Below are 24,479 nucleotides of genomic sequence, written 5' to 3'. Positions count from 1 at the left end.
TTCCACCTTCTTCATTTTGGAAATAGAAGAGACACATGAAACAATTACTTTCTTACTTTAAACCCTACCTAAAGGAGTCTTTCCTAGCGCCCTTGTTTAAGTTGTTAGAGGCTGTCTTTGAACTCTTGGTTCCCATGGTGATAGCGGGGATTGTTGACCAATCTATCCCTCAAAAAGATCAAGGACATCTTTGGATGCAAATGGGTCTCCTCTTTGTTTTTGCGGTCATCGGTGTCCTGGTAGCTTTAGTTGCTCAGTTTTACTCAGCCAAGGCAGCAGTCGGATTTACCAAGGAGTTGACCAACGACCTCTATCGTCATATTCTCTCACTGCCCAAGGATAGTAGAGACCGTTTGACAACTTCGAGTTTGGTGACGCGTTTGACTTCAGATACCTATCAGATTCAAACAGGAATTAATCAATTTTTACGCCTCTTTTTAAGGGCGCCTATTATTGTTTTCGGTGCCATTTTTATGGCTTATCGACTCTCGCCTGAATTGACTCTATGGTTTTTGGTCATGGTTGCCATTTTGACATTTATCATTGTCGTGGTATCACGCTTGGTCAATCCTCTATACAGCAGTTTGAGAAAGAAAACTGACCAGCTGGTTCAGGAAACACGCCAACAATTACAAGGGATGCGCGTGATTCGTGCCTTTGGGCAAGAAAAACGAGAAATCGAACATTTCCAAGTACTCAACCAAATCTATACGGGTATCCAAATGAAAACAGGCTATTGGTCTAGCCTCTTGACCCCCTTGACCTATTTGATTGTCAATGGGACCTTAATGGTGATTATCTGGAATGGTTATCTTTCTATCCAAGGTGGACTCCTCAGTCAGGGTGCTTTGATTGCCTTAATCAACTATCTCCTGCAAATCTTGGTAGAGTTGATCAAACTAGCCATGCTGATTAATTCACTCAACCAGTCCTATATTTCTGCCAAGCGGATTGAGGAAGTCTTCGCTGAAAAACCCGAAGATATACTGGCAGAAATTGCGCAAAGGGAAGCCTCATTGAACCAGTCCTTACGAGTTGAACATTTAACCTTTGCCTACCCAGATGCTGCCCAACCTTCTCTGAGAGATATTTCTTTTGGAATGAAAGAAGGGCAAATTCTTGGAATCATTGGGGGAACTGGTTCTGGTAAGTCAACCTTGGTACAAGTCCTACTTGGGCTCTATCCGGCAGATAAGGGAAGCATTTCCCTTTATCGAGATGGACGTAGTCCTCGCGATCTTTCTGAATGGCGATCGTGGATGGCCTATGTCCCTCAAAAGGTTGAACTTTTTAAAGGAACCATTCGTTCTAACTTGACTCTGGGTATGGATGAGGCAGTTTCTGACCATGAACTCTGGCAGGCTTTAGAGATTGCCCAGGCCAAGGACTTTATTAGTGAAAAGGAAGGTCAGCTGGACTCAGAGGTCCAAGCGGGTGGCCGTAATTTCTCAGGTGGACAAAAGCAACGCTTGTCGCTTGCCCGAGCAGTTTTACGTCAAGCCCCTTTTCTCATCCTAGATGATGCGACTTCAGCCCTTGATACCATTACAGAGTCCAATCTTCTCAAAGCGATCCAAGAAAACTTGCCAAATACCAGTTTGATTTTGATTTCCCAACGGACTTCGGCTTTGAAAATTGCTGATCAAATTCTTCTCTTGGAGAAAGGTCAACAATTAGCGCTTGGAAATCATGAGGAATTGATGAAGACTAGTCAAGTCTATCGTGAAATCAATGCATCCCAACATGGAAAGGAGGACTAGAATGAAAGGCAAACATGCAAGTCAAACTCTCAAACGTTTGGCAAAAGATTTAACAAGTCATCCCATCCTTCTTTTCCTAGCTTTCTTGGGAACCATTGTCCAGGTAGCCCTTTCTATTTATCTACCAATCTTGATTGGACAGGTGATCGACCAAGTCTTAGTCGATGGATCATCCCAGCTATTTTGGCAGATTTTCCTCCAGATGATTTTGGTGGTCATAGGAAATACGCTGGTACAATGGGCCAATCCTCTCCTCTATAATCGACTGATTTTCTCATATACCAAAGATTTACGGGAGAAAATCATTGAAAAACTCCATCGTCTTCCGATTGCCCTTGTAGATAGACAAGGTAGTGGGGAAATGGTCAGCCGAGTGACGACAGATATTGAACAGTTAGCAGCGGGCTTGAACATGATTTTCAACCAATTTTTTATCGGAGTATTGATGATCTTGGTCAGCATCCTTGCCATGCTTCAAATTCATCTCTTGATGACGCTGTTGGTTCTACTCTTAACCCCTCTGTCTATGGTCATTTCTCGCTTTATCGCTAAGAGATCCTACCATCTCTTTCAAAAGCAGACAGAGACTAGGGGGATTCAAACCCAGCTAATCGAGGAATCGCTCACCCAGCAAAACATTATCCAGTCTTTTAATGCCCAGGAAGAATTTATCGAGAGACTTCATGAGGCAAATGACAACTACGCAGGTTATTCTCAGTCGGCCATCTTTTATTCATCAACAGTCAATCCTTCGACTCGTTTCGTCAATGCCCTCATTTATGCTCTTCTTGCTGGAGTAGGGGCTTTACGTATCATGGCGGGTTCCACTTTGACAATTGGGCGTTTAGTGACTTTTTTGAACTATGTGCAGCAGTACACCAAACCCTTTAACGATATTTCATCAGTCTTAGCCGAATTGCAAAGTGCCTTGGCTTGTGCAGAACGTGTTTATGATGTTCTAGAAAGTCCTGAGGTTACAGAAACAGGTCTGGAAGAATTGAACAGTGACCAAGTCAAGGGAGCTATTTACTTTAAACATGTTTCTTTTGGTTACAATCCTGAAAAGATACTGATTAAGGATCTGTCTATTGATATTCCAGCTGGTAGTAAGGTTGCTATCGTTGGACCAACAGGTGCTGGGAAGTCAACCCTTATCAATCTTCTCATGCGTTTTTATCCTATTAATTCAGGAGATATTTTGCTAGATGGTCATTCCATTTATGACTATACTAGAGCATCTCTTCGACAGCAGTTTGGGATGGTGCTCCAAGAAACTTGGCTCAAGCAAGGAACCATTCATGACAATATTGCTTTTGGCAATCCTGATGCTAGCCGAGAGCAGGTCATTGCAGCAGCCAAGGCAGCTAACGCAGACTTCTTTATCCAACAATTGCCCAAGGGCTATGATACCAAGCTTGAAAATGCAGGTGAATCACTGTCAGTCGGTCAGGCTCAGCTCTTGACCATCGCACGTGTCTTTCTATCCATTCCTAAGATTCTCATCTTAGACGAGGCAACTTCCTCTATCGATACTCGGACGGAGGTGCTGGTTCAAGATGCCTTTGCCAAACTCATGAAGGGGCGGACAAGCTTTATCATCGCCCACCGTTTATCGACCATTCAGGATGCTGATTTGATTCTTGTCTTGGTAGATGGTGACATTGTAGAGTATGGTAACCATCAAGAACTCATGAGGAGAAAAGGCAAGTATTATCAAATGCAGCAAGCAGCAGCTTTTGATTTAGATTGATAGCACTAGCTTTAAAATGACTCGTTTTTATAAACCAAAAGTTGCCTTAGGGTGACTTTTTTGTTACAATAGCTAGAAAAATTGTGATATTTCAATTGTAACTTAGAGAAGGAGAAGCACCATGAAAGTCTATCAGCATGTAAATATCGTGACTTGTGACCAAGATTTCCACGTCTATCTGGATGGGATTTTAGCTGTCAAAGAATCTGAAGTCGTCTATGTCGGTCAGGAAAATCAAGAGATTCTCGAGCAAGCAGAACACATCATAGATTATCAGGGTGCTTGGATTATGCCTGGCTTGGTTAACTGCCATACCCACTCTGCTATGACAGGTTTGAGAGGCATTCGTGACGATAGTAATCTTCATGAATGGCTCAATGACTATATCTGGCCAGCTGAGGCAGAGTTCACGCCAGAGATGACCACAAAGGCCGTCAAAGAGGCTCTGACTGAAATGCTCTTATCAGGAACGACAACCTTCAATGACATGTATAATCCTAATGGAGTGGATATAGCTAAGATTTATGAGGTAGTCAAGGCATCCAAGATGCGTTGCTATTTTTCTCCAACCCTCTTTTCTTCAGAACTGGAGAAGACAGATGAGACCATAGTCAGAACTCGAGCTATCATCGAGACAATCAAAAGCTACCAGGATCCAAATTTCAAGGTGATGGTGGCCCCTCATTCGCCCTACAGTTGTAGTCGAGAATTGCTTGAAGCGACTCTTGACCTAGCAAAGGAAAAAAATATCCCCCTTCATATCCACGTGGCAGAAACCCAGGAAGAGTCAGGCATTATCCTGAAACGCTATGGCAAACGCCCATTAGCCTTTCTAGATGAGCTTGGATATTTAGATCATAAAGCTGTCTTTGCCCATGGTGTGGAGTTAAATGAAGGAGAAATTACCCGCTTGGCAGATTCGCAAGTTGCTATCGCCCACAATCCTATCAGCAACCTCAAGCTAGCCTCAGGCATTGCACCAGTCGTCCAACTTCAACAGGCTGGAGTAGCAGTTGGTATTGCGACGGACTCAGTTGCTTCTAACAATAATCTGGATATGTTTGAGGAAGGGCGGACTGCAGCACTCTTACAGAAGATGAAGAGTGGTGATGCCAGTCAATTTCCAATCGAAACTGCCCTCAAGGCCTTGACAATCGAGGGTGCTAAGGTACTAGGAATGGAAGACGAGATTGGTAGTTTAGAAATCAGCAAGCAGGCTGATTTTCTCGTCATTCAACCCCAAGGAAAAATCCATCTCCAACCAGAAGAAAATATGCTATCTCACCTAGTTTATTCTGTCAAATCTAGTGATGTTTCAGATGTCTATATTGGTGGAGAACAAGTTGTGAAAGACGGACATGTACTAACTGTTAACTTGTAAAAAGTAGTATAAAATCTCTAAATCTCATGAGAAAAATCTTATGAGATTTTCTTATTTTACTAGTAATATCAAGACTTTTACTAGGCATTCAAAACTTGTATTTAGAAATTTTCAAAAAGCAGATTAGATAAATAAGAGAACTTATGGTATAATAAAAAGATACAAAAAGGAGTATTTATGGACATTTCAGAAATTCGTCAGAAAATTGACGCCAATCGTGAAAAATTAGCTTCTTTTAGGGGGTCTCTTTGACCTCGAAAGGTTAGAAGAAGATATTGCCATTTTGGAAAACAAAATGACTGAGCCTGATTTTTGGAACGATAATATCGCGGCCCAAAAAACGTCGCAAGAATTAAACGAACTAAAAAACACCTATAATACTTTCCACAAGATGGAAGAATTGCAGGATGAAGTTGAAATCTTACTAGACTTTTTGGCAGAGGATGAATCTGTCCGTGAAGAGTTAATCGAGCAGCTGGGGACTTTGGACCAAATGATGACCAGCTACGAGATGACCCTTCTTTTGTCTGAGCCTTATGACCATAACAATGCTATCCTTGAGATACACCCAGGATCTGGAGGAACAGAGGCTCAGGATTGGGGCGATATGCTCCTTCGGATGTATACTCGCTATGGAAATGCCAAGGGATTCAAGGTTGAGATTTTGGATTACCAAGCAGGTGATGAAGCGGGAATCAAGTCAGTGACCCTATCATTCGAAGGGCCAAATGCTTATGGCCTCCTCAAGTCAGAGATGGGAGTTCACCGTTTGGTGCGTATCTCACCATTTGACTCAGCCAAACGTCGCCACACCTCTTTTACTTCTGTAGAAGTTATGCCAGAATTGGATGATACCATCGAAGTAGATATCCGAGAAGATGATATCAAGATGGATACTTTCCGCTCAGGTGGAGCAGGTGGACAGAACGTCAACAAGGTTTCGACCGGTGTTCGTTTGACTCATATTCCGACAGGAATTGTCGTAGCATCGACTGTTGACCGTACTCAGTACGGAAACCGAGACCGTGCTATGAAGATGCTTCAAGCTAAACTCTACCAAATGGAGCAAGAAAAGAAAGCTGCTGAGGTAGACTCACTTAAGGGAGAGAAAAAAGAAATTACATGGGGAAGCCAAATCCGCTCCTATGTATTTACCCCTTATACTATGGTCAAAGACCATCGTACTAGCTTCGAAGTTGCGCAAGTAGATAAGGTAATGGATGGAGACCTAGACGGTTTCATCGATGCCTATCTAAAATGGCGTATTAGTTAATAGAAAGGAAGTCACATGTCAATCATTGAAATGAGAGATGTTGTCAAAAAATACGACAACGGGACAACTGCCCTACGTGGCGTCACTGTAAGTATCGATGCAGGAGAATTTGCCTACATCGTAGGACCTTCAGGTGCCGGAAAATCAACCTTTATCCGTGCCTTGTATCGAGAGGTAAAAGTCGACAAAGGGAGCTTGCAAGTTGCTGGCTATAACCTTGTTAAAATTAAAAAGAAAGATGTTCCAATGCTACGTAGAAGCGTAGGAGTGGTCTTTCAGGACTACAAACTGTTACCAAAGAAAACTGTTTATGAGAACATTGCCTACGCAATGGAGGTAGTTGGTGAAAGACGTCGTAATATCAAAAAACGTGTTATGGAAGTCTTGGATCTAGTTGGATTGAAGCACAAGGTGCGTTCCTTCCCTAATGAATTATCAGGTGGTGAGCAACAGCGTATCGCCATTGCCCGTGCTATCGTAAACAATCCTAAGGTCTTGATCGCCGACGAACCAACAGGGAACTTGGATCCAGATAACTCGTGGGAAATCATGAACCTCTTGGAACGAATCAACCTTCAAGGGACAACAGTATTGATGGCGACCCACAACAGCCAAATCGTAAATACCTTGCGCCACCGCGTTATTGCCATCGAAAATGGTCGCGTGGTACGTGATGAAGCGAAAGGAGAGTACGGATACGATGATTAGTAGATTTTTCCGTCACCTATTTGAGTCTTTAAAGAGTTTAAAGCGTAATGGGTGGATGACCATTGCTGCCATTAGTTCAGTAATGATCACCTTGACCTTGGTTGCAATCTTTGCTTCAGTTATCTTTAACACTGCAAAATTAGCAACTGATATTGAAAACAACGTCCGTGTAATGGTGTATATCCGTAAGGATGTTGAGGATAATAGCGAAACTATTGTAAAAGAAGGCCAAACAGTTACCAATAATAACTACCACAAGGTCTATAACTCCCTCAAGTCTATGTCAGCAGTTAAGAATGTCACTTTCTCAAGTAAGGAAGAACAGTATGACAAGTTGACTGAAACCATGGGTGAAGAGTGGAAAGTCTTTGAAGGAGATGCCAATCCCCTTCACGATGCCTATATCGTAGATACCAATTCACCAAGTGATGTTAAGAAAGTAGCTGAAGAAGCTAAAAAGATCGAAGGTGTCTCTGAGGTCCAAGACGGTGGTGCCAATACAGAACGTCTCTTCAAGTTGGCTTCATTTATCCGTGTATGGGGCTTGGTTATTGCAGGACTCTTGATCTTTATCGCTGTCTTCTTGATTTCAAATACCATCCGTATCACTATCATTTCACGTAGTCGTGAAATTCAGATCATGCGTTTGGTTGGTGCTAAAAACAGCTACATTCGTGGCCCATTCTTGCTGGAAGGTGCCTTTATCGGATTGTTGGGAGCAGCTCTTCCATCAGTTTTGGTTTACTTTATCTATAATAAAGTCTTCCAATCAGTTAACCCGTCATTGGTTGGTCAAAACCTATCATTGATTACACCTGACATCTTTAATCCAGTTATGATCGGTCTTTTGTTTGTTATCGGTATTTGTATCGGATCACTTGGATCAGGGATTTCAATGCGCCGATTCTTGAAAATCTAAGGCAAATTTAATTTTAAAAAATACCAAAAAGTGGGATGCACTCGAGGCTTAGCTTAGTCTGATTGCCCTGCTTTTTCTTTTTATCTCTATAGTTAGTCGCTTGCCAATTTTTGGGAAACAGTGTATGATAGGAAAGTACCTTTTAGGCTAAATCAAGAAAAATGAGGATAAGATGAAACAATTTTTGGAAAAGCTGAGTATACTCTCCCTGTCACTAGTATTGATCACATCGTTTTCAATCTCAAGTGCTCTGCCAGCTATGTTCGACTATTATCAGGGCTATTCGACAGGTCAGGTCGAGCTCTTGGTCAGCCTCCCATCCTTTGGGATTATGGCTATGCTTTTATTGAATGGTGTTCTTGAGCGTATTTTCCCTGAACGCCTCCAGTTGACCTTGGGACTTTTGATCTTGTCAATCAGCGGAATCGCTCCCTTCTGGTATCAGGGCTATTACTTTGTTTTTGCGACACGCTTGCTATTTGGGCTTGGAGTTGGGATGCTCAATGCCAAGGCTATTTCGATCATCAGTGAACGCTATCACGGCAAAACTCGTATCCAAATGCTTGGTTTTCGTGGGTCAGCCGAAGTCGTAGGAGCATCCATCTTAACCTTGGCAGTTGGTCAACTCTTGGCATTTGGCTGGACAGCAACCTTCCTAGCCTATGCAGCTGGTCTAGTAGTTCTTGTACTCTTTCTTCTCTTTGTACCTTATGGAAAAGGAGAAGCTCATGAGTCCAAGCATCAGACAGAAGAAGCAGCCAAACTAACTCGCTCCATGCTACAGCTGATTTTCTTCCTTGCCATTGGTGCTGCTGTCGTCGTGTGTACAAATACGGCCATCACCTTCCGTATCCCTAGTTTTATGATTGAGGCAGGTTTTGGAGATGCTCAGTTGTCTAGTCTGGTCCTTAGTGCCATGCAGTTGATCGGTATTTTAGCAGGAATCAGCTTTTCATTCCTCATCTCTGCCTTCAAGGAAAAACTTCTATTGGTCGCTGGTGTCACTTTTGGGATCGGGCAAATCATCATTGCTCTTTCCCCATCACTCTGGGTGGTGGTTGCAGGTTCTATCCTGGGAGGATTTGCCTACAGCATCGCTCTGACGACAGTCTTTCAGTTGATATCTGAGCGAATTCCTGCAAAACTCCTCAATAAAGCAACTTCATTCGCTGTTTTGGGATGTTCTTTTGGAGCATCATTAACACCCTTCGTTCTTTCAGGGATTGGCTTGGTGACTACAGATGGTCGATTGACCTTTATTATCTTAGGAGCATGGATGATTGCAACATCAGTCATTGTTTCTATTTTATTGAAAAAAGAAGTTTAACAAAAAACTCAAGGATATAAGTTCCTTGAGTTTTTTTATTTATTAGAAAGCATCTGCCAAAAAATATCGATGATATAAGTCAAACCATAGGTATAAACCACTAAGGTAAAAGGCTTTGTCAAGATGATGATAGTCATATAGCGTTTGAAGCTCATCTTGGTCAGGGCAGCCAGCATACAGAGAAAATCTGCAGGACTAACTGGCCAAATCATCATAAAGATAAAGAAACGGTCAAAGCGATTGCCCTTGTCTAACCAACCGATATACTTATCATAGGTCCGTTTGCTGACGACTGATTGGACAAAGGGGGCACCATAGAGTCTGACTAGGTAAAAGATAATAGCACAACCAATGACAATACCAATGTAGTTATAGATAGTACCCACGATATGCCCATAGATGAAAACACCCGCAACAGATGTCAGAGCACCAGGGATAATAGGAACAACTGTCTGTAAAATCTGTAAAAAGATAAAGAGTGGAGGTCCCCAGATACCTGCCTGTTGGATAAAGTCAGAGAGGGTTTCCTTGGAATGTAAAATCCCAGCTTGATAGGCCCAGATACAAAAGATAATCGTACCAACTCCACCTGCTATGGATGAAAAATGGATGACTTGCTGCAGAAGGGGAGAAATAGCCTTCATTTGTTTATCGGATGACATGTAAACTCCTCTTAAATAGTATAAATCTACTATACCATATTTTGAGTAGAAAGACTATATAGGAGACTTTGTGTGACTTTGCCTCAAGTATGGTAAAATGGGAATAAGAAAATGACAGCTTAGAATGAGGAAAATCATGTTAGGATTGAAGTTTAATGGCACTTGGCGCAACTACCAAAAACAAGTCTTGGACAACTTTCAGGAATACCAAGCAGATGGCCATGTCCACTTGGTGGCAGCTCCAGGTTCTGGTAAAACAACTATTGGGATTGAGTTGATTGCCCGCTTTGATAAGCCAGCTCTCGTTTTGGTACCGACAGTGACCATCCGAGAACAATGGGTGGATAGGATTCGTCAGGCCTTTTTAGAGGATGAGAACCAGATCACAAGTCTCGTGTCTCAAAATCTCAAGGACATGAAGCAAATCACCATCGCTACCTACCAAGCCTTTCACAGTGCTATGCAACAGATGCAATCTCAAGAAGATAACGGTGAGGTTGAGGACTTTGTAGGCTTTGACCTGCTTGCCAGACTCAAGGAAAGGGGTGTCGAAACCCTCTGCCTGGACGAATGCCATCACTTGAGAAATGAATGGTGGAAAAGCCTAGAAGATTTCCGTAAAAATTACCCGCAACTACAAGTCATCTCACTCACTGCAACACCGCCATATGACAGTGAGCCAGAACTCTGGGATCGCTATCTCCAGATGTGTGGCGAGATCGACCAAGAAATCACAGTGCCAGAACTGGTCAAGGAAGACACCCTCTGCCCTCACCAGGACTTTGTCTATATCTGTTTTCCGACCAAGGAAGAAGACAAGCGCCTGGAAGAATTTGAGGACACCAAGTGGCAGTATGTCAGCCAACTAGTGGTTGATCCTGATTTTCAAGAGTTGATTAAGAGTTCCAAGGTTCTAAAAGGGGAAATCGCTGCGGATATGCTCCTCGAAGATCCCAAGTATCTCTCAGCTCTCCTCATTTATCTACAGGCTCAAAAGCTAGAAATTCCTAAGCATCTACGAGATTTACTAGGTGCTGAGGGCTTGCCTGCTCTTAATTACTACTGGCTCGAAGTCCTCTTGCAAGGCCTTCTCTATCAGACACCCGACTGGTATGAGGATCCACAGGAGACAAAGAAAAAGATAGAAGCAGAATTGAAATCAAGAGGATTGATTGAAAAACGTCAGGTCTTCTTGGTCAAATCCAAGGCCAATGACCAAATCCTCAATCAATCTCTAGGAAAACTGGCTGGCATCGCATCTATTTTTGAAACCGAGTATGCTAGTCTAGGGCAAGACTTGAGACAGTTAGTCTTAGCGGACTATATCCGCAAGGATTTTGCCAGTTATCTAGGAGATGACCAAGCACCAATCACGCAATTAGGTGTTCTCCCATACTTTGAAATCATTCGCCGCAGTGCGAAAAAACAAGGTCTTGCTGTCCCTATAGCAGTCCTTTCAGGTAGTGTCGTGATCATACCGGCTAGTGTCAAGGCAGAACTGGAAGCTCTCATCCCAAATACTAACTTGACCTTCTCATCCATCGGAAAACTCGACCAAGGCGCCTATCTCCAAGTAGGATTTCCATCCAGCTTTAAGGGGATGGTCGCAGCAGTGACCGAGCTCTTCCAACGTGGTTCTATCCAGGTCTTGGTCGGAACCAAGTCTCTCTTGGGAGAAGGATGGGATGCGCCTTGCGTCAACTCTCTCATTCTAGGAAGTTTTGTCGGAAGCTTTATGCTCAGCAATCAGATGCGAGGCCGTGCTATCCGTATCTGGCCAGGACATCCAGATAAGACCAGCAATATCTGGCATCTAGTAGCCATCAAACCTTACAAAAATCCAGCCTTTTCTAATGAAAATCAAGAAGAACAAGACCTCAATCCATATCAGGACCTGCAAACCCTTGCCCGTCGTATGGACCACTTCCTTGGCTTGTCCTATAAGGAAGATACCATTGAAACAGGTCTGGATCGCTTAAACTTTCCTGAGTTCCCATTTAAGAAAAAGAAACTCGAAGACTACAACGAGAAGATCAAGGAACTATCCAAGGATCGTGCCTCCCTTCGTAAAAAATGGCAGGAATCTCTCATCGTTGCTGACAAGATTGAGATTGTCAATGAAGTAGCGACGGATAGCAAACGAATCCCTCTGCTTGCCCTAGCGGATGCTGAAAAGTGGCTTCGCTATGCTTTTATGGTATTTGCCATTAGTCTCCTAACCTATGTCTTTAGACTAACCCTCTTTGACTTGCCATGGTTGACAGCTCTTTGTGGCCTCTTCCTAGCCATTACAGCCTTTCGCTATTACAGCTACAAGAGTCCTTATAAACGCTTGCGCCAGATCGGTGAAGCTATTCGCAAAGTCATGGTGACTGCAGGGCATTTGTCTGATGACCAGTCGCGCGTGCAGGTCGATGAGGACAAGGAAAGTTTTAATGTCTTTGCCTATCTAAAAGGTGGAAGCATGCGAGACAAGGAGCTCTTTTCAAGGGTTTTAGGAGAATTCTTTGCGCCAGTGGACAATCAACGCTACCTCTTAGTAGCTCAAAAAGCACCAGCCGGCCAATCCAAGTATTTCATAGTCCCTAGCCTCTTTGAAAAACGCAAGGAAGATGCCCAGCTCTTCCAAAATGCCGTCGCACCACATATAGGCAACTACCAACTCGTCTACACCCGCAACGAAGCAGGCAGAAAAATCCTGCTCGAAGCCAGACTCAAATCCCTAGCCAACAAAAACGACCGCATCATTACCAAGAAAAAGGTCAAAAGTGCTTTGAAATAGAAAAAGTACTTTTTGACTCAAACATGGTATAATGTCAGATATGAATAATAACAACCAACGTGCCCTTTGTCAGCAACTCTGGGCGGAAAATAAATACCTTATTTTGAGCCATTCTAGCAATATTTACAAGGATATTCGCCAGTATCTCAAGCAAGAAGTAGTGGAACTGAGTCAGGTTCAAGAGATGATTGATCGTGCCTGCCAGATTCCAGAACACAGGGGTCAGGTTTGCAACGCTTTTCAGCATATTTGGGGCTATTTTAAAAAGCAAGCCAGCCTTGATGAGCGCAAGGACTATATGCTCTTATTGGATCGCTATCGCTTTGGTCAAGCTTCCAAGGAAGACTTGATTGCTAGAACTAGAGATTTGCTTGAGCGTTACCCAAATGCTTATCTGCAAGATTCGACCTTGTTGAAAGGAGACTCCCATGAGACTTTGGCATGAGGATTTGATACCACAACTTCCCCGTCCGCAGCTCTTGGGACAACATCGAGAGTGTTGCGCCCTGCGTGGCAATGGCTGGGGCAGAAAGCATGCGACGGTTGACTATGTCTTTACCCACTCGCCCTATCGTCTCTATGCCTATCATCGTTTGATCATGGAGGAGATGGCTGACCGTGGCTACAATGTCAGTCCAGAGTGGCTAGACAAGAACTACCGAGGCAAGACTTGCCCTCCTTATCAAGACTTAGCTGAGGAAAAGCTGAATAGTCCTATCTATAGCGAACATGATGCTACCTACTATGAAGAGTGTCTGGCTAATCTCCGTGACAAGGGGATTGAGCTGGAGTAAGAGTATGGATTAGCTCCACTTTATAACTCTTTTAGTAATTTTTTCGAATAATTAAAATGAGACCTTTAGAATGATTCTAAGGTCTTCTTTTTATGAGTGTTACGATTTACTTTTAATAAGTTGTGTATTCTATTTAAAGGACAAGGGCGAACGAAGTGAGCTTTTAGAAGATATTTCCCGCTATAGTGGTATTCTAGATAACAATTTATTATTAGCTAGAACGGGATTTTTGAGACACTCTGGCTCAAAAATTAGGGATGAAATTACGAAGTAATTTGCTCCCGTCCGCACTTTCTAAGGGAAATATCAGAATTACAAAATAAAAATCAACCTATAGTCTTTTCTAATAGCAAGCCATAGGTAGCTTTCAATTCACTATTTTTTGCGAAGAACATAGCAACCTTGAAAGGTTACTAATCTATATCTATCAAAGGATTTGGGGAATCTTCTCCAAATCTTTTTTTATGTTCTAAATCGAGATATAGTTTGAAACTATATCAAAGCCTAATTTTTTACAATTATACAGACAGTTTCTTTTCTGTTAAGATAGTTTCAACAACAATTTTTGGAGGACAAAACATGTCAACTACAATTATCGGTTTCCCTCGTTTGGGTGAATTCCGCGAATTAAAATTTACAACTGAAAAATACTTTAGAAAAGAAATCTCAGAAGAAGAACTTTTGGCTGCGGCTAAAGAATTGCGTGCAAAACACTGGAACATTGTAAAAGAAAAAGGCATCACTGAAATCCCATCAAATGACTTTTCTCACTATGACAACTTCCTAGATGCTGCCTTCCTTTTCAACGTAGTTCCTGCATCTGTTCAAAACTTGGAATTATCAGAACTTGAGCGCTACTTTGCTTTGGCTCGTGGTTACCAAGGTGAAAAAGGGGATGTTCGTGCCCTTCCGATGAAAAAATGGTTTAACACTAACTACCACTATATCGTTCCTAAATTTGAAAAAGACACTCAAGTAAAATTGGCTGGTCACAAGATCTTTGATGAGTTCCAAGAAGCAAAAGAACTTGGACTTAACACTCGTCCTGTCCTTGTAGGTCCATTCACGTTCCTTCAATTGTCAGACTTTGAAGAAGGCGTGAAAGCAGAAGACTTCGTAGATAGCTTTGTAGCTGCTTATCAAGAAGTTTTTGCAAAATTGGCTGAACTTGGTGCAACTCGTATCCAACTCGACGAAGCTGCTCTTGTCAAAGATTTGACAGAAGAAGAAAAAGCCCTATTCTTGAACATCTACAACAAGCTTTTGGCTGACAAAAAAGGTCTTGAAGTTTTGCTTCAAACATACTTCGGAGACGTTCGTGACGTCTATGATGACCTTGTGAAATTGCCAGTAGATGCGATCGGTCTTGACTTCGTTGAAGGTAAGAAAACACTTGAACTTGTTAAAGGTGGCTTCCCAGCTGACAAGACTCTCTATGCAGGTATTGTCAATGGTAAGAACATTTGGCGCAACAATTACGAAAAGAGCTTGGCTATTCTTGAGCAAATCCCAGCTGAAAACATCGTCTTGACTAGCTCATGCTCACTTCTTCATGTGCCATTTACAACTGCTAACGAAGAATTTGAACCAGCTATCTTGAACCACTTTGCTTTCGCAGTTGAAAAATTGGATGAAATCCGTGATTTGGATGCTATCCGCAACGGTCAAGGTGCAGAAGCTCTTGCAGCAAACAAAGAACTCTTTGCGACTGAACGTGTTGGTGAAAATGCTGAACTTCGTGCACGTATCGCTGGATTGACTGACGCAGACTACACTCGTTTGCCAGCCTTTGCTGAACGTGAAGCAATCCAAGAAGAAGCATTCAAACTTCCAGCTCTTCCAACAACAACGATCGGTTCATTCCCTCAAACTAAGGAAGTTCGTGCCAAACGTTTGGCCTTCCGTAAGGGTGAATTGACTCAGGAAGAGTATGATAAGTTCTTGGCAGAGCAAATCGACGAATGGATTAAATGGCAAGAAGAAGTTGGATTTGACGTGCTTGTTCACGGTGAATTCGAGCGTAATGACATGGTTGAGTACTTCGGTCAAAACTTGTCAGGTTACCTCTTCTCTAAGAATGGTTGGGTACAATCATACGGTATGCGTGGGGTTAAACCGCCAATCATCTGGGGTGATGTGACTCGTCTCAACCCAATCACTGTGAAATGGTCTAGCTACGCACAAAGCCGTACGGACAAACCTGTTAAAGGTATGTTGACTGGACCTGTTACCATCCTTAACTGGTCATTCCCACGTGAAGACCTCTCTATTAAGGATTCTACTCTTCAAATCGCTCTTGCAATCAAGGATGAAGTTCTTGACCTTGAAGCTGCAGGAGTGAAGATTATCCAAATCGACGAGGCTGCTCTTCGTGAGAAATTGCCACTCCGTCGTAGTGACTGGTACGAAGACTACCTTGACTGGGCTATTCCAGCCTTCCGCTTGGTACATTCAACAGTAGCACCAGACACACAAATCCACACTCACATGTGTTACTCAGAATTCACAGATATCATCAAAGCTATCGACAATATGGATGCGGATGTTATCTCATTTGAAGCTAGCCGTTCAAACCTTGAAATCTTGGATGAACTCAAAGCTCAAAACTTCCAGACAGAAGTGGGCCCTGGAGTTTACGATATCCACTCACCTCGTGTGCCTAACGAAGGCGAAATCGACCACACAATCGAAGCTATCCTTGCGAAAGTTCCAAGCAAGAAAGTATGGATCAACCCTGACTGTGGTTTGAAAACACGTGGTATCCCAGAAACGAAAGAAAGCTTGATCCGCCTTGTAGAAGCAGCTAAAGCTGCTCGTGAGAAATTGTAAGAATCCATTTCTCCCCTACAATGGTTGATCAGTAAGAAATCAACTAGAAAAGGTTAATATATATGTCACGTCAAACACCGTCACTCTCATTTGAAGTTTTTCCTCCAAACCCAGAAGTAGGCAATGATAAAATTATTTCTGCACTCCAAAATATGCAGGATTTAGCACCACACTTCATCAGTGTGACTGCAAGTAATAATAAATTTAATATCAAAGAGACGACGGTTCGTTTGGCTGACTATATTCAGAATGACTTGAATATTAAGACCATTGCTCACTTGCCAGCCATTTACTTAACCAAGGACAAGGTTGCTGAAACCATTAGAGATTTGGACAAGGTTGGCGTACAGAAGATTTTGGCCCTTCGTGGAGATATCATTCCAGGTGTTGAACCACAGAAGGATTTCCGTTATGCGACAGACTTGATTGAGTTCATCAAGGAACAGGCCTCACACTTTGATATCATTGGTGCTTGTTATCCTGAAGGACATCCAGACTCTCCAAACCAAATCTCAGATATCCAAAATCTCAAGAAAAAAGTGGATGCGGGATGCTCTAGTCTAGTAACGCAACTTTTCTTTGACAATGAGCGTTTCTACGATTTCCAAGACAAGTGTATCTTGGCTGGAATTGATGTGCCCATTCATGCAGGGATTATGCCAATCCTCAACCGTAACCAAGCCCTTCGTCTTTTGAAGACTTGTGAGAATATCCATCTCCCACGTAAGTTTAAGGCTATCTTAGACAAGTATGAGAATGACCCTGAGTCACTCAGAGCAGCAGGACTTGCCTATGCCGTAGACCAAATCGTGGACTTGGTAACGCAAGACGTTGCAGGTGTGCATCTCTACACTATGAACAATGCAGATACGGCTCAGTACATACATCAAGCAACCCATGCCTTGTTTAACCATCAGCCTGTAAAATAATAAAAAGCAAACCATTCTTTTCTGATGAGAAGAATGGTTCCTTTTTTTGTAGAAAAGCCCGTACTTTTTAAGAAAAATATGATAGAATAGACTCTGTACGTACTTGATACAAAGATGAGGGTATAAAATAATACAATGCATTCAAACTGCAAGGCTTAGATGCTTTAGCATCAATCCTTTTTAATGATTTGTATCTTGATGAATTGAACCCGGCCGAAAAGCCGTGTAAAAAAGATAAACTGTCTTGTCTTCATCGAAGACTTCGCCAGTTTCCTATTTTTACTTTGCTTTTGACGGCCTTAGTATCTTGATCTTTGTAGGCAAGGCGTATAATTTTATCAATCCAAAGGGGATTAAAATGACAAAACAAGTGTTTCAAACGACTTTTGCGGGTCGTGAGTTAATCGTAGAGACTGGTCAGGTTGCTAAGCAAGCAAATGGCGCTGTTGTCGTTCGTTACGGTGAGTCAACTGTCTTGACTGCAGCCGTTATGTCTAAGAAGATGGCAACTGGGGACTTCTTCCCGCTCCAAGTTAACTACGAAGAAAAAATGTATGCAGCTGGGAAGTTTCCTGGTGGCTTTATGAAACGTGAAGGACGTCCTTCAACAGATGCGACTTTGACAGCGCGTTTGATTGACCGTCCAATCCGTCCAATGTTTGCAGAAGGTTTCCGTAATGAAGTACAAGTGATCAATACAGTTCTTTCTTACGATGAAAATGCATCGGCACCAATGGCAGCTATGTTTGGTTCATCATTGGCCTTGTCTATCTCAGATATTCCATTTGACGGACCAATCGCTGGAGTACAAGTAGGTTATGTCGATGGTGAAATCATCATCAACCCAACTCAAGAACAAGCAGAGCGCTCTCTTCTTGAATTGACAGTAGCCGGTACTAAGCACGCTATCAACATGGTAGAGTCTGGTGCTAAAGAATTGTCAGAAGAAATCATGCTACAAGCTCTTCTTAAAGGACACGAAGCTGTCAAAGAATTGATTGCCTTCCAAGAAGAGATCGTTGCGGCGGTAGGTAAAGAAAAAGCAGAAGTAGAATTGCTTCATGTTGATGCTGACTTACAAGCTGAAATCATCGCAGCTTACAATAGCGACCTTCAAAAAGCTGTCCAAGTTGAAGAAAAATTGGCTCGTGAAGCTGCAACTCAAGCAGTCAAAGACCAAGTTACAGCAGTTTACGAAGAAAAATATGCAGACCACGAAGAATTTGACCGTATCATGCGTGATGTGGCTGAAATTATGGAACAAATGGAACACGCAGAAGTGCGCCGTTTGATTACAGAAGACAAGGTTCGTCCTGATGGTCGTAAGGTTGATGAAATTCGTCCTTTGGATGCAGTCGTTGACTTCCTACCTCGTGTACACGGCTCAGGTCTCTTCACTCGTGGACAAACGCAAGCCCTTTCTGTCTTGACTTTGGCACCAATGGGTGAAGCACAAACTATCGATGGTCTAGATCCAGAACACAAGAAACGCTTTATGCACCACTATAACTTCCCACAATACTCTGTAGGGGAAACAGGACGTTACGGTGCGCCAGGTCGTCGTGAAATTGGTCACGGTGCTCTTGGTGAGCGTGCCCTTGCTCAAGTATTGCCAAGCTTGGAAGAATTCCCATACGCTATCCGTCTGGTAGCAGAAGTATTGGAATCAAATGGTTCATCTTCTCAAGCTTCTATCTGTGCGGGAACACTTGCCCTTATGGCTGGTGGTGTGCCAATCAAGGCACCAGTAGCAGGGATTGCTATGGGTCTCATTTCAGATGGAAACAACTATACAGTATTGACAGATATCCAAGGTTTGGAAGACCACTTTGGAGATATGGACTTTAAGGTTGCAGGTACTCGTGATGGGATTACAGCCCTTCAAATGGATATCAAGATCCAAGGGATTACTGCAGAAATCTTGACAGAAGCTTTGGCTCAAGCCAAGAAAGCTCGTTTTGAAATCCTTGATGTGATCGAGGCAACCATTCCAGAAGTTCGTCCAGAATTGGCTCCAACTGCTCCGAAAATTGATACCATCAAGATTGATGTTGACAAGATTAAGATTGTCATTGGTAAGGGTGGAGAAACGATTGATAAGATTATCGCTGAAACAGGCGTTAAGATTGATATTGACGAAGAAGGAAATGTATCTATCTACTCTAGCGACCAAGATGCCATTAACCGTGCCAAAGAAATCATTGCCGGTTTGGTTCGTGAAGCTAAAGTGGATGAAGTATACCATGCCAAAGTTGTTCGTATCGAGAAATTTGGTGCCTTTGTCAACCTCTTTGACAAGACTGATGCCCTCGTTCATATCTCTGAAATGGCTTGGACTCGCACCAATAATGTAGAAGATTTAGTTCAAATTGGTGATTTTGTGGATGTTAAGATTATCAAGATCGATGAAAAAGGTCGTGTAGATGCTTCTATGAAGGCACTCTTGCCACGTCCACCAAAACCTGAACGTTCAGAAGAAAAAGGGGATAAAGGTCATCGTCATGGCGATCGTCCTCGTCACCATCACAAGGACCACAAACCAAATAAAGAATTTACTGAAACACCAAAAGACTCAGAATAAGAAAGGAGAAATGTATGGGATGGTGGCGTGAAACCATTGATATCGTAAAAGAAAATGATCCAGCGGCTCGCACCACTTTGGAGGTTCTTTTGACCTATCCTGGTGTGAAAGCCTTGGCTGCCCACCGTCTCTCTCATTTTCTCTGGGAACATGGCTTTAAGCTTTTAGCTCGTATGCACAGCCAGTTTTGGCGTTTTTGGACTCAGATAGAGATTCACCCAGGAGCTCAGATTGAATCAGGCGTCTTCATTGACCATGGGGCAGGACTTGTGATTGGGGAGACAGCGATTGTTGAGAAGGGTGTCCTTCTCTATCATGGAGTAACCCTTGGTGGGACAGGTAAGGATAGTGGCAAACGCCATCCGACTGTTCGTAAAGGAGCGCTCATTTCTGCTCATGCCCAGGTTATCGGTCCTGTAGAAATCGGTGAAAATGCTAAAGTAGGTGCTGCAGCGGTCGTTGTAGCAGATGTTCCTAGTGATGTAACGGTTGTCGGCATTCCAGCTAAGATTGTTCGTGTTCACGGGCAAAAGGATGAACCAACCATTCACGAAGTCGAAGAAAAACGTGAATATTACGTCAATAAACTCGAGCATGCTAGAGAAGCCAGTCACAGGTCGTCTGGTTTGTAAGGAGAAGTGATTCGTTAATTTAGGAGGTTAGGTCGATGCTATTAGAAGAATTTGAAAATGTACCTGCTGTTATCGAGCCAACTGATCGAAGCCTCCTTAGTGGTGGAGAAGTTTGTGATACCATTATCTTGTCTTTTAATGGAGAAATCCTTGAACGAGTAAAGCAGATAGAAGGTGTTTACGAAGGTGGCTATCTTACCAATCTAAATGGCAAACTGCCATGGTATATCTATGAAAAAGATGGGAGTAAGGTAGCAGTTTCTATGGCTACTATTGGAGCTCCAATGGTTGTTGGACTCTTAGAAGAACTAAAAGCAAGAGGATTTAAGAATTTTATTGTTTTGGGATCTTGCGGAGTTCTAGACCAGTCTATTCAAGCAGATAAGATTATCCTACCAAGTTCGGCTTTACGTGATGAAGGTACTAGTTATCACTATGCTCCAGCAAGTGATGAAATAGCCTATGAGCGATCTCTACTCTTAACTATGGAAAACGCCTTGGATAAAGCTGGTGTTGAGCATATTCGAACAAAGTCTTGGACCACAGATGCCTTTTATCGTGAGACAGCTGCTAAGGTCAAACGAAGACTTGAAGCAGGAGCTAGAGTTGTAGATATGGAAGCTTCGGCTATCATGGCCTGGGCCCAATATCGACAAGCCAAGGTCTATCAATTTTTCTATACAGCTGACTATGTCGACCATCACAATCATGAGTGGGATGCCAGACGCGAACAAAGAAAAGCAGATGCTATGACTTTCTTTGAGATAGCCTTAGTAATTGCCAGAGAGCTGGATTGAAACTACTCTCTACTAATAGGTACGAATTGGAATTACTGTTGTCTGGCTTATTTTCCTTGTCCAGCAAGGATTTTGCTGAATACTTTGATTAGCTTAGGTCTAATCATCTGGGTCTATCCCGCTAAATGAAGGCGAAGCAGAACTAGAAAGGGAACTACAAGAATGGCAGTATATTTTTACGGCTGTATCACCATGGATGGCTACTTGGCAGACAGCCAGCACAGGATAGACTGGCTGCATCAGTTTGATTCTGTAGAGGATACAGGCTATGATGACTTTTACAGACAAATGGATATCACCATCATGGGCAAGCGGACCTTTGAGGAAATCCAAGATTTGCAAGATGTAGAAAGTTTTTATCAAGCTACGGAAAACTATGTCTTTACGCATGATAGGCACCTTCCTGTCAGCAATTACCAGACAGTAGCTGGGGATGTGGTGGACTTTGTTCACCAGATTGACAAAGGCAAAAATGTCTTTGTGATTGGTGGTAATTCCTTGGTAGGACCGCTCTTGGATGCGGATCTTTTCGACCACCTCATTATTCAGATAGCGCCCCTTATCCTGGGAAAGGGGGTTCCACTCTTTACCCAAGATGAAGGGCAGCGCTTTTACCAACTGGATAGCCTCAGACAATTTGGCCCTTTTGCAGAGCTGTTTTTCAGCCGAAAAAGTCAGAAATAGAGAAGGGAGTTGACCGCATGATTAAAATTTACGACACCATGTCTCGTGATTCGCGAGAATTTGTCCCAATCGAGGACGGTAAGGTTAAGATGTATGTCTGTGGGCCTACGGTATACAACTATATCCACGTGGGGAATGCCCGTTCGACGGTGGCTTTTGATACCATTCGTCGCTACTTTGAGTACCGTGGATATGAGGTTGCCTATATTTCCAACTTTACCGATGTGGATGATAAGATTATCAACCGTGCCAAAGAAGAAGGCATCACACCTCAAGAAGTAGCTGACAAGTATATCGCTGCATTTCGTGAGGATGTTACGGCCTTGGGCGTCAAGCCTGCTACCCGTCATCCACGAGTAGTCGAGTTTATGGCTGACATTATCCGTTTTGTGGAAGACCTGATTGAAAAAGGCTATGCCTATGAGAGTCAGGGCGATGTCTATTTCCGTGTGGAAAAATCCCACAACTATGCTAAGTTAGCCAATAAAACCCTAGAAGACTTGGAGTTAGGTGCTTCAGGTCGGACAGACGAAGAAACAGCTCGCAAGGAAAATCCTGTAGACTTTGCCCTTTGGAAATCTGCCAAACCAGGTGAGATTTCTTGGGACAGCCCATGGGGGCCTGGTCGTCCAGGATGGCATATCGAATGTTCGGTTATGTCAACGGAGATTTTAGGCGATACCATCGATATTCACGGTGGTGGAGCCGACCTTGAGTTTCCTCACCATACCAACGAAATTGCCCAGTCGGAAGCCAAGACAGGCAAGACTTTTGCCAACTACTGGATGCACAATGGTTTTGTCAACATTGACAATGTCAAGATGTCCAAGTCTTTGGGGAACTTCATTACGGTACACGATGCCCTCAAAACTACCGACGGTCAAGTGCTTCGTTTCTTCTTTGCGACTCAGCATTACCGCAAACCTATCAACTTTACGGAAAAGGCTGTGCGTGATGCCGAGACCAATCTCAAGTATCTAAAGAACACCTATGAGCAACCATTTACTGGAGAAGTAGATTCTCAAGAGTTGCAAGCTTTTAAAGATAAGTTCGTGGCTGCCATGGATGAAGATTTCAATACAGCAAATGGTATCACAGTCGTCTTTGAAATGGCCAAATGGATCAACTCGGGTAACTATGATGCAGTGGTTAAGGAAGCTCTTGCGGCTATGTTAGAGGTCTTTGGTATTGTTTTTATCGAGGAAGTTTTGGATGAAGAGATTGAAGCCTTGATTCAAAAACGTCAAGAAGCGCGTGCCAATCGTGACTTTGTGACAGCTGACCAAATCCGAGACCAGCTGGCTGATCAAGGGATTAAGCTACTGGATACCAAGGATGGAGTGAGGTGGACACGTGATTGATGTCAATCTCATTAACGGGATTGCCCTAGCTTTTGAAGGAGATGCGGTGTATTCTATGTATATTCGTCGTCATCTCATCCTCAAAGGTATGACCAAGCCCAATAAACTCCACCAAGAGGCTACTAAGTATGTTTCAGCCAAGGCTCAGGCTCGTTTGATTTCACTGATGTTGGAGGAGCAAGTCCTGACTGAGAAAGAAGAAGAAATCTATAAACGAGGGCGTAACACCAATAGCCATACCAAGGCAAAGAATGCTGATGTTGTCACCTACCGTATGTCTACAGGTTTTGAAGCTGTCATGGGTTATCTCCATATGACTGAAAATATGGATCGCCTAGAAACTTTGATCTCTTGGTGCATCCAAAAAGTGGAGGAATAGCATATGTTAGCAAAAGAACTACTAGATTGGTTTCCAGATGGTAAAATCTTAGATCAGCCAGTAGACAAAGAAGCTTATCTTTGCCTATCTTTGTCAAATAATCAGTGGCTTTTGCTGGAGGAAGCTAGTCTAAGTGAACGTGAAAAACAATTGGTTTCTCTCTTAACCCAGCAGGAACAAACGATCTCGCTCAATCCTTGGTATAGCCATTTGATTGAGGGCAAGGGTCAAGCACCTCAAACTTTCAAGAAAATACAGCTTGTATATTGCCACCTGTCCTATTTCCAACAGGAGAATCTCTCTTCTTGGTTAGACATGATGCGAACCCTGTTTCCAAATTACTTGACTACGATTCAGGTAGGGGCTCAGGATTATCTCTTTGTTCTCCAGCAGGATAAGTATATCTCTGTTCGTTCGATCTTATCAGATACTCTCGAAGCAGTAGAGTATGACTTTGGACTTCGTCTGTCGATTATGTTGGGGCAGGTCTGGTCACAGAATGCTCAACAATCCTTGTCAGACTTAATCAAGGCTGAGCGTGAGCTCTTTAAGACTTGGAGCCGTCAAGGTCATCAAGGGGTTCAGACTTTTTCTCAACTCTATCTATGGAGCCTTGGAGAAAAACAGGTTGACCTTAGAATTATCAAGGACTACCTTCGTCAGTTGATTCAGGACCAAGATCAGATTCAGGAAATTGTTTTGTCTCTTTGGGACAATAGTGCGGTTCTGACAAAAACAGCTCAGCAGTTGTATTTGCACCGTAATTCTCTCCAGTACAAGATTGATAAATGGGAAGAATTAACAGGGCTCCAATTAAAGGATTTGACGGATTTAACACTCTGTTATCAACTGATTTTACCAGATATCCTATAAAGTTTTGTGCAAGTTGCACAGAACTTTTTTTGTTTTTTGGTCAACTTGCCATAGAATG

The 24,479-nt window shown here is 42.9% G+C and carries 20 protein-coding genes; 19 read left to right on the top strand and 1 reads right to left on the bottom strand.

Features of this window, described 5'->3' with window-relative positions; all coding sequences use genetic code 11:
• Nucleotides 1–35: 35 nt before the first annotated feature.
• From QM847_RS02815 to QM847_RS02785, 7 genes are all read left to right on the top strand, one after another.
• Nucleotides 36–1,760 (top strand): ABC transporter ATP-binding protein, encoded by a 1,725-nt coding sequence (locus tag QM847_RS02815; RefSeq protein WP_414353629.1) that lies wholly within the window; start codon nt 36–38, stop codon nt 1,758–1,760.
• Nucleotide 1,761: 1 nt separating this feature from the next.
• Nucleotides 1,762–3,510, top strand: a complete 1,749-nt coding sequence (locus QM847_RS02810) for an ABC transporter ATP-binding protein (RefSeq protein ID WP_414353627.1) — start codon at nt 1,762–1,764, stop codon at nt 3,508–3,510.
• A 121-nt stretch (nt 3,511–3,631) separates the two neighbouring features.
• Nucleotides 3,632–4,891 (top strand): TRZ/ATZ family protein, encoded by a 1,260-nt coding sequence (locus tag QM847_RS02805; RefSeq protein ID WP_414353625.1) that lies wholly within the window; start codon nt 3,632–3,634, stop codon nt 4,889–4,891.
• Between the two features lie 177 nt (nt 4,892–5,068).
• Nucleotides 5,069–6,164 (top strand): peptide chain release factor 2 gene (gene prfB / locus QM847_RS02800; RefSeq protein ID WP_142324070.1). Its coding sequence is split into 2 segments (ribosomal slippage): nt 5,069–5,140 and nt 5,142–6,164, totalling 1,095 coding nucleotides; the frame shifts between segments, so codons are not numbered across the junction.
• 15 nt (nt 6,165–6,179) lie between these two features.
• Entirely contained in the window at nt 6,180–6,872 is a 693-nt protein-coding gene (gene ftsE / locus QM847_RS02795; RefSeq protein WP_414353623.1) for a cell division ATP-binding protein FtsE, read from the top strand.
• The gene (gene ftsX / locus QM847_RS02790; protein WP_414353621.1) at nt 6,865–7,791 is read left to right on the top strand and encodes a permease-like cell division protein FtsX; all 927 of its coding nucleotides are present in this window, start codon (nt 6,865–6,867) and stop codon (nt 7,789–7,791) included. Before ftsE ends, ftsX begins: the two co-directional genes overlap by 8 nt.
• A gap of 172 nt (nt 7,792–7,963) precedes the next feature.
• Nucleotides 7,964–9,118 carry an MFS transporter gene (locus QM847_RS02785; protein WP_414353619.1) on the top strand — a complete coding sequence of 385 codons (1,155 nt, stop codon included), beginning with the start codon at nt 7,964–7,966 and terminating at the stop codon, nt 9,116–9,118.
• Between the two features lie 35 nt (nt 9,119–9,153).
• Here the strand turns inward: QM847_RS02785 and QM847_RS02780 are convergent, their stop codons facing one another.
• On the bottom strand, nt 9,154–9,780 hold the full coding sequence (locus QM847_RS02780) for a TVP38/TMEM64 family protein (RefSeq protein WP_250307493.1): 627 nt from the start codon (nt 9,778–9,780) through the stop codon (nt 9,154–9,156).
• Nucleotides 9,781–9,916: 136 nt separating this feature from the next.
• Here QM847_RS02780 and QM847_RS02775 point away from each other — a divergent pair, with 136 nt between their 5' ends.
• From QM847_RS02775 to QM847_RS02720, 12 genes are all read left to right on the top strand, one after another.
• Nucleotides 9,917–12,562 carry a DEAD/DEAH box helicase family protein gene (locus tag QM847_RS02775; protein ID WP_414353617.1) on the top strand — a complete coding sequence of 882 codons (2,646 nt, stop codon included), beginning with the start codon at nt 9,917–9,919 and terminating at the stop codon, nt 12,560–12,562.
• Nucleotides 12,563–12,602: 40 nt separating this feature from the next.
• Nucleotides 12,603–13,007, top strand: a complete 405-nt coding sequence (locus tag QM847_RS02770; RefSeq protein ID WP_414353767.1) for a YbgA family protein — start codon at nt 12,603–12,605, stop codon at nt 13,005–13,007.
• A complete protein-coding gene (locus QM847_RS02765) occupies nt 12,991–13,356 on the top strand; it encodes a TIGR02328 family protein (protein WP_414353615.1) in 366 nt (121 codons plus the stop codon). Before QM847_RS02770 ends, QM847_RS02765 begins: the two co-directional genes overlap by 17 nt.
• Nucleotides 13,357–13,935: 579 nt before the next feature.
• Entirely contained in the window at nt 13,936–16,185 is a 2,250-nt protein-coding gene (gene metE / locus QM847_RS02760; RefSeq protein WP_414353613.1) for a 5-methyltetrahydropteroyltriglutamate--homocysteine S-methyltransferase, read from the top strand.
• 62 nt (nt 16,186–16,247) lie between these two features.
• Entirely contained in the window at nt 16,248–17,114 is an 867-nt protein-coding gene (metF, locus tag QM847_RS02755; protein WP_414353611.1) for a methylenetetrahydrofolate reductase [NAD(P)H], read from the top strand.
• A gap of 358 nt (nt 17,115–17,472) precedes the next feature.
• Complete coding sequence (pnp, locus tag QM847_RS02750) at nt 17,473–19,695, top strand: polyribonucleotide nucleotidyltransferase (RefSeq protein WP_414353609.1); 2,223 nt, start codon at nt 17,473–17,475, stop codon at nt 19,693–19,695.
• 14 nt (nt 19,696–19,709) lie between these two features.
• Nucleotides 19,710–20,327 (top strand): serine O-acetyltransferase, encoded by a 618-nt coding sequence (gene cysE, locus QM847_RS02745; RefSeq protein ID WP_414353607.1) that lies wholly within the window; start codon nt 19,710–19,712, stop codon nt 20,325–20,327.
• Between the two features lie 35 nt (nt 20,328–20,362).
• Nucleotides 20,363–21,124: a nucleoside phosphorylase gene (locus QM847_RS02740; RefSeq protein ID WP_414353605.1), complete on the top strand. Its 762-nt coding sequence runs from the start codon at nt 20,363–20,365 to the stop codon at nt 21,122–21,124.
• A gap of 162 nt (nt 21,125–21,286) precedes the next feature.
• Nucleotides 21,287–21,808, top strand: coding sequence for a dihydrofolate reductase family protein (locus QM847_RS02735; protein WP_414353603.1), 522 nt, complete (start codon nt 21,287–21,289; stop codon nt 21,806–21,808).
• Nucleotides 21,809–21,825: 17 nt separating this feature from the next.
• Nucleotides 21,826–23,169, top strand: coding sequence for a cysteine--tRNA ligase (gene cysS, locus QM847_RS02730; RefSeq protein ID WP_414353601.1), 1,344 nt, complete (start codon nt 21,826–21,828; stop codon nt 23,167–23,169).
• Entirely contained in the window at nt 23,162–23,548 is a 387-nt protein-coding gene (locus tag QM847_RS02725) for a Mini-ribonuclease 3 (protein WP_075567919.1), read from the top strand. The genes cysS and QM847_RS02725 overlap by 8 nt, the downstream gene beginning before the upstream one ends.
• A gap of 3 nt (nt 23,549–23,551) precedes the next feature.
• Nucleotides 23,552–24,421 carry a helix-turn-helix domain-containing protein gene (locus tag QM847_RS02720; protein WP_414353599.1) on the top strand — a complete coding sequence of 290 codons (870 nt, stop codon included), beginning with the start codon at nt 23,552–23,554 and terminating at the stop codon, nt 24,419–24,421.
• The last annotated feature ends 58 nt before the right edge of the window (nt 24,422–24,479 follow it).

This window comes from Streptococcus timonensis (genome assembly GCF_047463455.1).
GTDB classification, from domain to species: domain Bacteria; phylum Bacillota; class Bacilli; order Lactobacillales; family Streptococcaceae; genus Streptococcus; species Streptococcus timonensis_B.
Note: the sequence above shows the minus strand (reverse complement) of the source record. Positions and strands in the feature narration are given on the sequence as shown.

What these genes read in the sequence shown, in the direction of transcription:
- QM847_RS02815 (WP_414353629.1), top strand. Translation starts at nt 36, where the DNA reads ATGAAACAATTACTTTCTTACTTTAAACCCTACCTAAAGGAGTCTTTC.
- QM847_RS02810 (WP_414353627.1), top strand. Translation starts at nt 1,762, where the DNA reads ATGAAAGGCAAACATGCAAGTCAAACTCTCAAACGTTTGGCAAAAGAT.
- QM847_RS02805 (WP_414353625.1), top strand. Translation starts at nt 3,632, where the DNA reads ATGAAAGTCTATCAGCATGTAAATATCGTGACTTGTGACCAAGATTTC.
- ftsE (WP_414353623.1), top strand. Translation starts at nt 6,180, where the DNA reads ATGTCAATCATTGAAATGAGAGATGTTGTCAAAAAATACGACAACGGG.
- ftsX (WP_414353621.1), top strand. Translation starts at nt 6,865, where the DNA reads ATGATTAGTAGATTTTTCCGTCACCTATTTGAGTCTTTAAAGAGTTTA.
- QM847_RS02785 (WP_414353619.1), top strand. Translation starts at nt 7,964, where the DNA reads ATGAAACAATTTTTGGAAAAGCTGAGTATACTCTCCCTGTCACTAGTA.
- QM847_RS02780 (WP_250307493.1), bottom strand. Translation starts at nt 9,780, where the DNA reads ATGTCATCCGATAAACAAATGAAGGCTATTTCTCCCCTTCTGCAGCAA.
- QM847_RS02775 (WP_414353617.1), top strand. Translation starts at nt 9,917, where the DNA reads ATGTTAGGATTGAAGTTTAATGGCACTTGGCGCAACTACCAAAAACAA.
- QM847_RS02770 (WP_414353767.1), top strand. Translation starts at nt 12,603, where the DNA reads ATGAATAATAACAACCAACGTGCCCTTTGTCAGCAACTCTGGGCGGAA.
- QM847_RS02765 (WP_414353615.1), top strand. Translation starts at nt 12,991, where the DNA reads ATGAGACTTTGGCATGAGGATTTGATACCACAACTTCCCCGTCCGCAG.
- metE (WP_414353613.1), top strand. Translation starts at nt 13,936, where the DNA reads ATGTCAACTACAATTATCGGTTTCCCTCGTTTGGGTGAATTCCGCGAA.
- metF (WP_414353611.1), top strand. Translation starts at nt 16,248, where the DNA reads ATGTCACGTCAAACACCGTCACTCTCATTTGAAGTTTTTCCTCCAAAC.
- pnp (WP_414353609.1), top strand. Translation starts at nt 17,473, where the DNA reads ATGACAAAACAAGTGTTTCAAACGACTTTTGCGGGTCGTGAGTTAATC.
- cysE (WP_414353607.1), top strand. Translation starts at nt 19,710, where the DNA reads ATGGGATGGTGGCGTGAAACCATTGATATCGTAAAAGAAAATGATCCA.
- QM847_RS02740 (WP_414353605.1), top strand. Translation starts at nt 20,363, where the DNA reads ATGCTATTAGAAGAATTTGAAAATGTACCTGCTGTTATCGAGCCAACT.
- QM847_RS02735 (WP_414353603.1), top strand. Translation starts at nt 21,287, where the DNA reads ATGGCAGTATATTTTTACGGCTGTATCACCATGGATGGCTACTTGGCA.
- cysS (WP_414353601.1), top strand. Translation starts at nt 21,826, where the DNA reads ATGATTAAAATTTACGACACCATGTCTCGTGATTCGCGAGAATTTGTC.
- QM847_RS02720 (WP_414353599.1), top strand. Translation starts at nt 23,552, where the DNA reads ATGTTAGCAAAAGAACTACTAGATTGGTTTCCAGATGGTAAAATCTTA.